Annotated in this window: 9 protein-coding genes; 3 read left to right on the top strand and 6 right to left on the bottom strand. The window is 42.2% G+C overall.

Translation table 11 applies throughout. The features are described 5' to 3' along the window. Positions 1 to 4 precede the first annotated feature (4 nt). Entirely contained in the window at positions 5 to 2731 is a 2727-nt protein-coding gene (locus G399_RS0104405; protein ID WP_006011340.1) for a TonB-dependent receptor domain-containing protein, read from the bottom strand. A 139-nt stretch (positions 2732 to 2870) separates the two neighbouring features. Here G399_RS0104405 and G399_RS0104400 point away from each other — a divergent pair, with 139 nt between their 5' ends. Beyond that, the gene (locus G399_RS0104400) at positions 2871 to 3779 is read left to right on the top strand and encodes a LysR family transcriptional regulator (RefSeq protein ID WP_006011339.1); all 909 of its coding nucleotides are present in this window, start codon (positions 2871 to 2873) and stop codon (positions 3777 to 3779) included. Between the two features lie 229 nt (positions 3780 to 4008). Continuing rightward, positions 4009 to 5004, top strand: coding sequence for a CapA family protein (locus G399_RS20190; protein ID WP_154658910.1), 996 nt, complete (start codon positions 4009 to 4011; stop codon positions 5002 to 5004). 107 nt (positions 5005 to 5111) lie between these two features. Here the strand turns inward: G399_RS20190 and G399_RS0104390 are convergent, their stop codons facing one another. Together G399_RS0104390 and G399_RS20185 are read right to left on the bottom strand one after the other, a co-directional pair. Further along, positions 5112 to 6029, bottom strand: coding sequence for an alpha/beta fold hydrolase (locus G399_RS0104390; protein ID WP_006011434.1), 918 nt, complete (start codon positions 6027 to 6029; stop codon positions 5112 to 5114). Between the two features lie 288 nt (positions 6030 to 6317). Then, positions 6318 to 6758 (bottom strand): metallophosphoesterase family protein, encoded by a 441-nt coding sequence (locus G399_RS20185; RefSeq protein WP_006011432.1) that lies wholly within the window; start codon positions 6756 to 6758, stop codon positions 6318 to 6320. A gap of 428 nt (positions 6759 to 7186) precedes the next feature. Between G399_RS20185 and G399_RS0104380 the strand changes: the two genes are divergently transcribed. Beyond that, positions 7187 to 8011: a MurR/RpiR family transcriptional regulator gene (locus G399_RS0104380; protein ID WP_006011430.1), complete on the top strand. Its 825-nt coding sequence runs from the start codon at positions 7187 to 7189 to the stop codon at positions 8009 to 8011. A gap of 17 nt (positions 8012 to 8028) precedes the next feature. Here G399_RS0104380 and G399_RS0104375 read toward each other — a convergent pair whose 3' ends face one another. The 3 genes from G399_RS0104375 to G399_RS0104365 all read right to left on the bottom strand — a co-directional run bounded on the left by G399_RS0104375 (position 8029) and on the right by G399_RS0104365 (position 12375). After that, complete coding sequence (locus G399_RS0104375; protein WP_006011428.1) at positions 8029 to 9357, bottom strand: NCS2 family permease; 1329 nt, start codon at positions 9355 to 9357, stop codon at positions 8029 to 8031. A gap of 37 nt (positions 9358 to 9394) precedes the next feature. Next, a complete protein-coding gene (locus tag G399_RS0104370; protein WP_026843451.1) occupies positions 9395 to 10765 on the bottom strand; it encodes an 8-oxoguanine deaminase in 1371 nt (456 codons plus the stop codon). Between the two features lie 266 nt (positions 10766 to 11031). After that, positions 11032 to 12375 (bottom strand): nucleobase:cation symporter-2 family protein, encoded by a 1344-nt coding sequence (locus G399_RS0104365; protein ID WP_006009172.1) that lies wholly within the window; start codon positions 12373 to 12375, stop codon positions 11032 to 11034. Positions 12376 to 12430: the final 55 nt, after the last annotated feature.

The raw sequence follows: 12430 nt of genomic DNA, 5'->3' as shown, positions 1-12430 counted from the left end.
GAGATCAAAATTGGTAGCTCAACTGAATATATGTGAAGCGTCCAATTGGGTTGTAGGTATTCTGATCATAGTTAATATTAGGATTGGTAAGCGAACTTGGCGGCTGCTTGTCTCCAATGTTATTCACACCTAATTTTATACTTATCGCATCATCAAAGGCATAATTGATATATGCATTATGATAAAGCACACTCCCTATGTGTCTTGGCTTTTCCTCCACCATTTCATTGGTATCGCCTATGTGGCGCAGATTATAATTTAATGACCATGCAGCTATCTTATAATTGCTAGTAAAGCTTCCACGCCACTCAGGGAAAGCTTCACGTAAATAAGCGTTGCCTACCTTATTTTCAACACGAACAGTGCCGTCCGATAGGGTAGCGCTCTCTTCAAATTCATTTAACTTAGAAAGATTGAGAGTGAAATTCCAATCACCATTATCAGAGGCAATGGCATAGCGCATAAAAACATCCATGCCCTTGACGCGCGTGCTATTTAGATTCACAGGACCATCAATTATATTTACAATTTCACCGTTATTAGCACGATTAATTACCTCACAATTTTTGCTTTGGCTGGCACAAAGGTTAAGCACATCTTGGGGTCCAAAAAGACTAATTGTGTTATCAATTTCAATATCATACCAATCCAGCGTCAGGCTAAAATTGTCCATAAAAGTTGGGAAGAGAACCACACCATAAGAAACATTTTCGGATGTTTCAGGTTTCAATAATCCATTACCGCCAGTGGTCAATTGAACGTTAGTTTCGCCCTGCACATAGTCGCTTGGAACGCCGATACAACCGAGTAAGCTGGTGTTGCCAGAGCATGGGTCTAATACCGGAGCAGAGCTGACGCGCTCGCCTTCGAATAATTCTAAAATAGAGGGAGCTCTAAAACCTTCAGCCCACGTCGCTCGAAATGAAAGTCCTTTGGTTGGAGAATATAATATGCCCGCTTTACTATTGGTTGTGCTACCAAAGGTACTGTAGTCTGAGAAGCGTGTTGCCAAACTTACTTCAAGCAGGTCAGCAAAAGACGCGTCCTTGATTAATGGAATGTTCAATTCTACGTAGGCTTCTTTTAGGTCGTACTCACCGTCAGTTCCTATACGCGGTGATGAGCTAGTTGGTCGATAGCTATTCAGGCTTGGCTCAGAATTAATAAAGTTATCGGGCGTGTCTTTACCTTTCTCTTTGCGGTATTCAATGCCCGCCGCTATGCCTAAGTCACCTGCCGACAACGCTAGCAAAGTGCCCGTGAAGTTTAAGGTAAAGTTGATTTGGCTAGCTTCATTTTTATCTTCACCCGTGAAATTAATGTAATCAACCATCCCATCACTAAGGGGATTAAACAGGTTAACCGGAACACAGCCGTTGGCTAAATCGGTAACATCGGCAGTCATCCCTGAGGTATTACAAGCTTGCAAGCCCAAAGCCAGTTTGTCTAAATTCAATTGATTGTTAGAGGTAAATTCACCTGAATTTTTAGCCCATGATAAAAAGCTATCCCAAGCCCAATCTGTGCCTAAGTCAACCTCTCCATCAAAGCCAATCCCCAAGCGCACGGTCTCGACTGTCTGTTCATTTATGCGATAACCATTTTCTACCATAAAAGAGGTGTGTCGAAAATCACTGCCACTAAACTCTACACCGAATGGGTTAACGCGAGGATCGTTAGCAATGGAAAAACCTCGACTTCCTCTTATAGGTGATAATGCAGGCGAAAACTGCTGGTCTGACTGACGACGATTATACAATGCTTCTATACGCAGATTTGCAATTTCCATTGGCACGAATGCTTGAAAATAGAGTGCAGCACGTTTGTTAGGGCCCACTACATAGTTGTTATCATATCGATTGTATTTATCATCACCGGTAACTCCACGCCAGCTAGCTAGATTTGAACCATCGCTGTTTGGGTCACGGGTAATACCGCCGCTGGGAATAGTAAAACCCAACACTGAATTAAGGCTACTTTCACGAAAAAGGCCCTCGGGCGTACCTGTTGATAATCCATTTAAAGGAACGGCTGTGATATCACGATCTTGGGTGAAAATAGACTTTTGATCGGTAAAGCTTGCGGCGAACATCAGGTTACTTTCACCAAAATCACGCCCCATTAATACGTCAATATTAACCGTATCTCTATCGCCTTCGCTGCTTTGACCATAATATGCTTTAGCACTTGCCCCTACATAATCACTATGTGTGTATATATTTACCACACCAGCTATCGCGTCAGCGCCATATATCGCGGTTGCACCGTCTTGCAATACCTCTACACGCTTTACAATGACCTGGGGAATGGTGTTTAAGTCGACAAAGTCACGAAAACCTCTTGTGCCTGCACCATTTACCCATCTCTGTCCATTGACCAACACCAATGACCTATTGTTACCCAAGTTACGCAAATTTAAGCTGCTAGTACCGTGACTAGTGCCGCCAGAACCATTACCATTGAGACTCGCGCCAACCGAAGGAAGTTCTTGAAGTACATCACCCAGACTGACAGCGCCAGTTTGGTTTAGCGCTTCAAGGTTGAGTTCCTGCACTGGACTTGGTGTGTCGCCTTGCCTCTTGATCCTTGAGCCGGTAATTGCAATAACTTCTAGCTTGTCTGCAGTTTGTTCATTAACTATTTCACTTTGTTGCGCCAGAACGACTGTCGTCATACCGCAGCATGCAAAAGTAATAGAAAGGGAAAGTAAGGTTTTACGAAAGCTTGGCATGCGCCGGACTCCAAATTGTGAAAGTGGGTTTACGAACTTGTTGGGTAGGAGTTTACAAACTATTTATTATCATGCAATATCATGACTTTTAGACATTACCTTATAACATATTGTTATTGATTTGAGTATTGAGAATGCCATGAAAAGCCCATTAAATACCCTAAGTCTGAAGAGCCTCGAAGCTTTTCGGGCTATCATAGAAACGGATTCTGCGACAGCCGCCGCAAAAAGTTTGGGTATCACTCAACCCGGCGTAAGTCGTTTACTCGCCTCTTTTGAAGAACATGTTGGTTTTGCCCTTTTTTATAGAGAAAAAGGGCGTTTATTTCCGACCGAAGAGGCATTAGCATTATACAAAGAGGTCGAATTAACACTGCAAGGGGCTGAGCGGATTGCGCTTTTAGCCAAAAATATCTTTAATTCAGATTTGGGTTGGTTAAAAATTGTTGCACCAAATTCATTTATTGCGGGGCCGCTAGCCGACGTAGTGACCGATTTTTTGAGACTTCATCCCAAAGTTAAAATATCATTGGATACTCAAACTCCGGCGGCAGCCAGAGAGCTCGTGGCTCATAGAAGTGTAGACTGCGGGTTTATTCAATTACCCGAAAACCATCCCGGTTTATTAGTTGAACCGGTGTTAAGCGGAATAACGGTATGTGCGTTATCTCCTAAACATCCACTAGCCAGTCAACATCAGATCAGTGTTCACGACTTACGCAATGAACCACTCATTTTACTGGGTAAGGGACGCTACTCCAGAACGCAAATAGACAGTTTATTTGGCCAAGCGAATATCAGTATGCAAATTAAATTAGAAACCCACACCGTCGCAATTGCGTGTAGTTTTGCAAAACGTAACCTGGGTATCGCCATTGTTAATGAAATGCTTGCTGGGCAGTATGCGGCGGATGATTTAGTGTTGATACCGTTAGTCCCAGCATTAACCTATGAATATGGATTTATCACTTCAGCGCACGCACCGATGAATCGCTTAACGACCGCTTTTTTCAAGCATTGTTTACGTAGTTTTACGGGTGCAGAGTAAACGCTATTCCTGTCTGTAGTATAACGAATTGTTGACAAGATCAGGCTTACTCTTTATTTTATTTTTCTCAAGTACCCAATGAGTTTTATCATTCGGTTATTTCCAAGACGTCGATAACTATTACGCTACCTGCTACCTGCTTGCAGCGCCAGCACTGAGTATACTGGTACCGTCATTCGCAACGGGCTCAGGGTCTCGTGTTCGGGTGACGCTCGCGGGTCAAGCTCTGATGAAATACCCCGTGTGCGAAGCACCTTACGATGGTCTTTTGGATGTGATCGCTGAACTGCGGCGAGGTGATGTGGTTTTCACCAATCTTGAGGTGGCGATAAAGACCTCTGCGTCAGGTGTTCCCACGCGAGATACCGAATTTTTTCATACTGGCTCCGAGACCACATTGGAATGTCTTCACGAAATGGGCTTCAACCTGTTGTCGCTTAGTAATAATCACGCGTGGGATTTAGGCACTTCTGGGATTATTGCCACACGCGATGCCGTGGATCGGTCAGGATTTGCTTATGCCGGCACAGGCAATAATATGGCTCAGGCCAGTGCGGCTGGTTACTTAGAAACTCCAGTGAAGACAGCCCTTATCGCAATGGCCATGGGGAAAATACGTGACGGAGCAGCGGCGACAAAGACTCGCCCTGGAGTGAATGAGGTGGTATTAGGAGCAGATCTTCAGCCTAACCCAAAGGACTTGGAGCGCAATATTACAGCGATTAAGGCTGCAAGAGTTAACGCTAAAATAGTTATCGTGTACTTGCATAATCACGAATGGGGTGAGGATATGGCAATAACCAAACCGTGGGCTCGAGAGTTTGCAAGGCAATGCATTGAGGCCGGCGCAGATATTTTCGTCAGCCACGGAGCGCCCTTATTACACGGCATCGAACTGCAGAACAACAGACCAATATTGCACGGTTTAGGCAGCCTGGTGTTCCATTCCCATACAGATATTGGCTACTACGTTCCCGAGGTTTGGGAATCGGCTATTGTGCACGTCGACTTTGTCGCAGGGCAGGTGCGTCATTTAGAAATAGTGCCAGTTGTAATAAATGAAGTCGGAGACGACCCTGCTCGGCAATGGCCAACACGCGGGCGACCAAAGCTTGCCAACGAGGAGCAAGCGCACCGCATACTCACGCGTATGCAAAAAAAGAGCGCTGAACTCGGCGTAAACTTGCGTATTGAGAATGGACGTGGATTGTTAGACTTGGGCTAACTCAGCTTAATCCGGCTGATTATTCAAACGTTGGCTTACCATGCATTATATCGTTGCGTCCATAACACTTGCAGGTCCTGACGCTAATTTTATTTATAAATCATTGCTTAGTTATTCTCCGCGTAATTGCTTAACTCGACTATGTCCTCAACAATTTGTGGATATAGTTGAACCGGTAAGGTATGTCCCATTCCTTCCAAGATTTTTAAAGTGGCACCAGGAATTGCTGCTGCAGTGGCAATGCCGCACTCCACAGGCACTAGGGGATCAATATCACCGTGAATAATTAAACTGGGTATTTGTAATTTCTGCAAACCCAGAGTGCGATCCGGTGAATCAATTATTGCGCTTAACTGGCGGGCAACACCAGCAGGATTAACCCCCCTTTGCACTGAATAACGTATCACTTTTTCAACACTTTCTCGGTCAAAAGGGAAATATTCACCATGCAACATACGCCACACACCCAAACTTTGGGCCACGTGCGGCTCAATTTCTGTAGCTAGCGGTTTAAGCAACTTTGCCATCACTCTTATTTTTGCTTTTGGCAAAGAACGATTGCCAGTAGTAGACATAATAGAGGTGAGACTACTTACTCTATTAGGCGATTTCAAAGCCATACATTGGGCTATCATACCGCCCATTGAGGCACCTACAATATGGGCTTTATGTATATTCAACGAATCCATCAGAGCTAAGGTATCATCAGCCATATCATCAAGTAGGTAAGGCGCGTTTACTTTTTTACTAAACAAACTGTTGCTAATAAAATCCCACGTGCTTGGCACAGGGTAGTCAGTCAGCCAAGTGCTTTTGCCAATATCACGATTGTCAAAACGAATGACCCTCAACTTATTACTGGCTAATAATTGACAGAACTGCTCGCTCCAGTGGATCATCTGGGTGCCCAGTCCCATAATTAACATAACGACCGGATGGCTAGGATCACCAAAACTATCATAGGTAATTTGCAAGCCATTAGCGCTGACTTGGTGCGCAACTTGGTGCTTTATGTTATCCGGCATTTTTTTATAGACTCCTCTAGTTCGTTGGCGCTTTAATGCATGTAGCAAGTGACCTTACCCAAATCAGACATACTCTTATCAATTAAATGCTGCTGATTTGCAAGAACAATAAAACACAATTCTGATGTATACAACAGGCACTGAATTTTCCACTATGACTTTGTAATAGATGGCAGTAGGATTTGATTGAGGAATAAATTTTACTAAGGCCTGATGTGAGAAGTAGTAATAAAAATTAAGAGACCGCTTTAGATAGTCTATAATATTATTAATGGCGACGCAGAATAATTAGCCGCCATTAATTAGCAAAGGCAGAACATCACCTTGTAAACTCCCTCGCCACTTTCTATCGCCGTTTAGAAACAATACTTCACCATTGTGGCCGCGTTTTATACTTGTATCGATGCCAATAACTTTGCCTTGATAGCGCGATATCACCAGTTCTTGCGACGTGTGTCCAACAACAATTCTTGCCACATCAAAGTGAGCGAGTAAGCGGTCTATTTCAGATGAAGTTGCTTTGATTTCATTAAAATAGCCTCGATACCAAATTGGACCATTGATTGTGTGCAAAAATTTGGCCATGCCAAGTCTTGGTGCCTCTAGTTGAGTCTCAATTAGATGTTCTTTAAAGATATTATTGATCATCAGCAGGCTGATTTTTTCATTCACAAGTTCAGGGTGAAATCCGCCATGTACAAACAAACTATCATTGATTTTAACCAACACATTTTTACTACGCAGCCATTTGCCTAGGACACTGTTTTGACCAAATAACTCATGGAATGGTCACTGAGGTGCGCTTTGGACACGTTTAGTAAACGTCTGAATTAGTCGCGTCCATAAGAGTGCTGTGAAGAGTGGTTAATCGATCGAGCATTGCTTCAAAATTCTTCAAACGACTTTGTTCCATATTTCGACGAATTTAATAGCCAAAAAACAACAATGAAGCTATCACACCAAGGGCTGCAATGGCTGCTATAGTAGAAATATTCATACAACGCCTCGATTCATAGAGAACATGACGGCAACAGAAATCGCCGCGCCAGATAAACGAATTAATGCAGTTAACAAAGCTCGTAACTTGAATTTAATTTGATGCAAAGAAACTGATTAATCCTTACACTAGCGGTATTGATGCGGTTGGGGAATATGTTTTGAGTAAAGAGCCAAATATTGAAGAGGCCATTGTGCAGTCGTATTCTGAGTTGTCTCCGAATGCCAGAATAATTGCCAATTACATACAGCAAAACCCATTGGCTATTATTAGTATGTCGGTTAGTGGCATTGCTAACGTTACACAAACTTCCAAAGCTACCGTTAGTCGTTTCTTTCGACAAATAGGTTATGAATCGCATCAACAAGCAAAAGCTCAGCTTGTAGCGCGTCGTGTTGGTGGATTTCCTGTGGCGAATACAAATTTGCATAGTCAAAACCAACTCAATAATGAAATCGCGAATATTACACAAACACTCAATGGCGTTGACGCTTCGCAACTAAAAGATATCGTCAATTTACTCTCCAACGATAACAAAATAAGTATTATTGGATACCGTAACAGCTACCCTATAGCGTTGCATTTAAGACAACAATTGATGCAAATAAGAAGCTCAGTGCGTATTTTACCGCAGCCAGGACAAACCCTTGCCGAGGAACTGGTAAGCCTAGATAAAGATGAGGTCATCATACTCATTGGCTTTAGGAGACGTCCAAAGAACTTTGATAAATTGGTCGACAGTGTTTCAAAACAACCTGTTATTTTGATAACCGACCCAACTGGCCAAGTATTTAATAAGCAAGTAAATCATTTATTGGTATGTCATTTGGGTCAAGAAAATGCGTTTGATAGCTATGCAGCGCCGATGAGTATGGTCTCAATAATTTGCAATGAAACATATAAACGGCTTGCGAACAAAGGACAAGTTCGCACAACCGCTATTTCTAAAATGTACCAACAGCTTGATGAATTATCGGAGCTTTAACAAAACCTTCTAAATTCCTACTTTAAATCAAATAGATAACGTAATAAAAATACAGCAGCTAATACATAGGTAATTACCGACACCTCTTTGAATTTTGACGTACCCATTTTTATACCTACATACGTAATAAATCCCAATGCAATCCCTTCACTGATGCTGAAGGTTAGCGGCATCGCAATCATGGATATAGTCGCGGTCGCGAGGGAGGGCATATCATCAAAGTCTAACTGGCGAAACGACTCCATCATGAAAATACCAACCATCATCAGTGCTGGTGTTGTCGCCATTAACGGAATAACTTTCATAATCGGTGTAAAAAATAAGGCCAATACAAAACATAATGCGACGACTACAGACGTCAGCCCAGTGCGACCACCTGCAGATACACCTGCTGCCGATTCTACATATGAAGTTACTGGAGAAGTACCCAATGCTGCACCGATGACACTAGCGCCAGCATCGGCAGTCATAGCGCTACCCATTTTTGGCAGCACACCATTTTCATCAAGTAGCTTTGCTTTTCTAGAGACACCAATAAGTGTCCCTATAGTGTCGAACATATTTACAAAAAGTAACGCAAAAATAAGGTCCCATGTTTGCGAAAAATGGGTAATAGGATACATTATATCCATCGCAAAAAAGGTGCTACTGATACTATCTGGCATACCTATAAAGCCATCAGGCGAAGCGGTTAGCGTGCCCTCTCCCGCTGGCACAAAACAGCCAATAATTGTAAGTGTAATCACGCTGATTAGAATTGCACCGGTGACTTTTTTAGCTACCAATATAATGGTAAAAACAATGCCTAATAGTGCCAGCATAGTTGCAGGATCAGATAAATTACCTAATGCAACAAAAGTGGCTGGGTTATCCACCACTAATCCTGCATTTTTCAATCCAATAAAGGCAATGAACAAGCCGATACCGCATTGAACTCCTATTTTAAGTGCATTAGGTATGGCCTCTGCTATCTTTTTCCTTACCCCCAATAGCGAGAGTATTAAAAATAAAATACCGTTCCAAAATACAATTCCTAAACCGGCTTCCCATGGGATCTCTCGGGTTAAGCAAATGGTAAATGCGAAAAATGCGTTTAGTCCCATCCCCGGTGCCATTGCAATAGGGTAGTTAGTCATTGCGGCCATCATTAATGTGCCAATGCAGGCAGCCAGCGCGGTAACCGTAATTAAGCCTTCAATAGGCATGCCACTGGCAGACAAGATACTAGGATTAACTACCAATACATAAGACATGGCAGCAAAAGTAGTTAGTCCAGCAACCAACTCTTTTTTAAAGCTAGACCCTTTTTCAGTCAATTTAAATAAACGCTCAAGCAGTAATGTCATATAGCTAGGTTCTTCTTATTATGGTTAAAAATAATAGTTATCGGGCAAATTGTAATTTGCGTGCAAATGCTTGGTGTTGTGCCATTAAATCCATTGGATCAATGTTCTTGTGATGCCCATTTTCAATAATCCAATCTCCCGCGACCATGAGCTTACCAACAGTATGTGCACCGCACTGCACTAGTGCAGCAATAGGATCACCCACTCCGCTAAACCTCAACGCATCGAGATTAAAAAAAGCTAAGTCTGCTTGCATGCCAACCGCTATTTCGCCTATATCAGGCCTCGCCAAAACATTCGCAGCTCCCTTGGTCGCATAATCTAAAACAGTTTTTGCCGTTATTGCTTCTGCGCCATATTTAAGTCGTTGTTGCAACAAAGACTGACGCACTTCTTGGATCATATTTGAACTATCGTTTGACGCCGAACCATCGACAGCAAGTCCAACCTTGCAACCGGCTTTGACCAAATCAAGGGTTGGGCAGATACCAGAGGCTAGTAACATATTCGAGCTAGGACAATGCGCTATGCCTACTTTGGCTTTGCCTAAACGGACAATTTCTTCAGGCGTAAAATGTATAGCATGAGCAAGCCATGTTCTCTCTTCTAACCAACCACAGGATGCTAAATAATCGACCGGACGCATACCAAATTGGCGAACACAAAACGCGTCTTCATCTTCAGTTTCACCTAAATGTGTATGCAACAACACATTAAGTGATTTAGCTAAGCTAGCGGTGTCTTTCATTAATTGAGTTGAAACAGAGAATGGCGAACATGGAGCGAGTGCAATTTGCATCATGGCACCTTCATGAGTTTGATGAAAAGCGGATACTACCCTCTCGCTGTCTAATAGAATAGTGTCCTCGTTTTGTATGACTGTATCTGGCGGAAGCCCTCCATCTTTCTCACCCAAGCTCATTGAGCCTCTCGTTAACACAGCCCTGCAACCCAATAATTGTAGGGCCGACACTTGAATATCGATAGCATTTTCCAGCCCATTAGGGAATACATAGTGATGATCACAAACTGTTGTCGCACCCGACATCATCAATTCAAGAGCGGCTAATTTAGTTGCCGACTCCAACATATCTGCATCTAAATTTTTCCAAACTTGATACAAGCTTTTTAACCAAGGGAAAAGCGGTTTATTAAGCGCCTCAGGCACGCAACGGGTCAGCGTTTGATAAAAATGATGATGTATATTTATTAACCCTGGTGTAATAGCAAAAGCACGACAATCAATAACTTGAGTAATGGCTGTTTTCGGCTCTTTACCTTTACCCACGAGTTCGACTATTTTTTTATTCCCTACAACGATACCATTACTTGCGTCATCGCTATTTGTAGCGCCGCCAGTAAAAATACCTGCAGGATGTTTTAACCAAATATTATTAGAAGCTTTCATGGTTTAATTAAAATACTCATCAAGTAATCCCTAATCATTATGCAATCCGAACTGCAGCGTTATCATTTTTCGTTCATCTAACGTCAAACGTCAGCAATAGTTATGCCAACAGAATAATTCCTGACCAAGCGGTCTATTTTTAAATTGTTGTACGCATCAGATGTGTTATTTGCTCTATTTTAGTGAAACACATGCACTCCAACAGGGCGAAAAATAAGATGAATGACAAACTGATTAGTCTTTGCATAATGTATTGGAAAATTATTTTAATTAGTTTTCAGGCTGTTTGTGTCCGGTAATAAAACACTCATCACAATAGCCGTAAAGCCAGCCATAGTGACCGAGGATGAAAGCGTATTTTTAAGCATATCAGGTAAACCTTGGAGTGCATCAGGGACCATAAGTACCCCTAAACCTGCGCCCAGTGATGTCGCTATTATAAGCGATTTGCGACGATCAATAGGTTCACTCGCCAAAATTTTGATACCGCCTACAGCTATAGTCGCAAACATAACCAATGTTGCTCCGCCAAGCACTGGTTTCGGGATAGACTGCAATGCACTGCCAACAATAGGAAACAAGCCAAGTATGACTAAAAAACCAGCCACATAAAAACCAACATGTCGACTAGCTACTCCCGTTAATTGAATTACCGCGTTATTTTGACCAAATGTGGTGTTAGGAAAGGTATTAAAAACGGCCGCAAGAGCCGAGTTAATTCCGTCGGCTAAAATACCGCCTTTTATTCTTTTTATATAACTTGGTCCTTTTATGGGAAGTCCGCAAAACATGCTGTTAGCGGTTAAGTCACCTGATGTTTCTAAAGCCGTTAAAAAGTAAATTAGCGCAATGGGAATAAACAGTTGTATATCAAAATCAAAGCCGTATTTGAATGGCACAGGCAAACTAAAAAAAGGCTGGCTGGCCGGACTTGCAAACGACGTTATGCCCATCAAATAGGCGACAAACGTGCCAACAATCATGCCTATCATAATCCCTGAAAGTCTTACCCATGGATTAGTCGAACTGTTCATTACAATGATAATAATCAATACAAAAAACCCAATTAATAAGTTTTGTATACTACCAAAATCTGCACTACCTACGCCGCCACTTAAATCGGTTATTCCTACCTTTATTAGACTTATACCAATAGTAGTAATAACAATACCAGTGGTAAGTGGCGTAATGACTCGCTTAATTTTGTCTACAAATCGACTCACCAAAATTTCGATAAAAGCACCGACAAAACAAATACCGTAGAGCATTGCAAGAATTTCTTCTTTACTACCTCCTTTCGCTTTGACCGAGAACCCGGCAATAAGTAAAGCACTAATAAATGCAAAGCTAGTACCTTGCACTGCAATAAGACCACAGCCTATACCGCCAAAAGCTTTTACTTGTATAAACGTAGCTATACCTGATACAAACAGGGACATGCTAATTAAATACGGCACCTCAGATTCAAGTCCAAGTACTGAGCCGATAATAAGAGAAGGTGTAATGATGCCAACAAAACAGGCTAAAATATGCTGCAGTGCCGCAGTCGTGCTTTGTTTTATGCTAGGTATATCATTTAATGCAAACAATATTTCTGGATTTGATTTCACTAAATTTCCTTTTTGATACGTGGCTTTATGACTAGATTAAGACCTTAGTTACTTT

The organism is Brumicola pallidula DSM 14239 = ACAM 615 (assembly GCF_000428905.1).
GTDB lineage: Bacteria > Pseudomonadota > Gammaproteobacteria > Enterobacterales > Alteromonadaceae > Glaciecola > Glaciecola pallidula.
The sequence above is the reverse complement of the archived record's forward strand: the minus strand, read 5'-3'. Positions and strand labels throughout refer to the sequence as shown.

Bases quoted from the DNA above. Each gene is read 5' to 3' on its own strand.
- G399_RS0104405 (WP_006011340.1), bottom strand. From the start codon at position 2,731: ATGCCAAGCTTTCGTAAAACCTTACTTTCCCTTTCTATTACTTTTGCA.
- G399_RS0104400 (WP_006011339.1), top strand. From the start codon at position 2,871: ATGAAAAGCCCATTAAATACCCTAAGTCTGAAGAGCCTCGAAGCTTTT.
- G399_RS20190 (WP_154658910.1), top strand. From the start codon at position 4,009: ATGAAATACCCCGTGTGCGAAGCACCTTACGATGGTCTTTTGGATGTG.
- G399_RS0104390 (WP_006011434.1), bottom strand. From the start codon at position 6,029: ATGCCGGATAACATAAAGCACCAAGTTGCGCACCAAGTCAGCGCTAAT.
- G399_RS0104375 (WP_006011428.1), bottom strand. From the start codon at position 9,357: ATGACATTACTGCTTGAGCGTTTATTTAAATTGACTGAAAAAGGGTCT.
- G399_RS0104370 (WP_026843451.1), bottom strand. From the start codon at position 10,765: ATGAAAGCTTCTAATAATATTTGGTTAAAACATCCTGCAGGTATTTTT.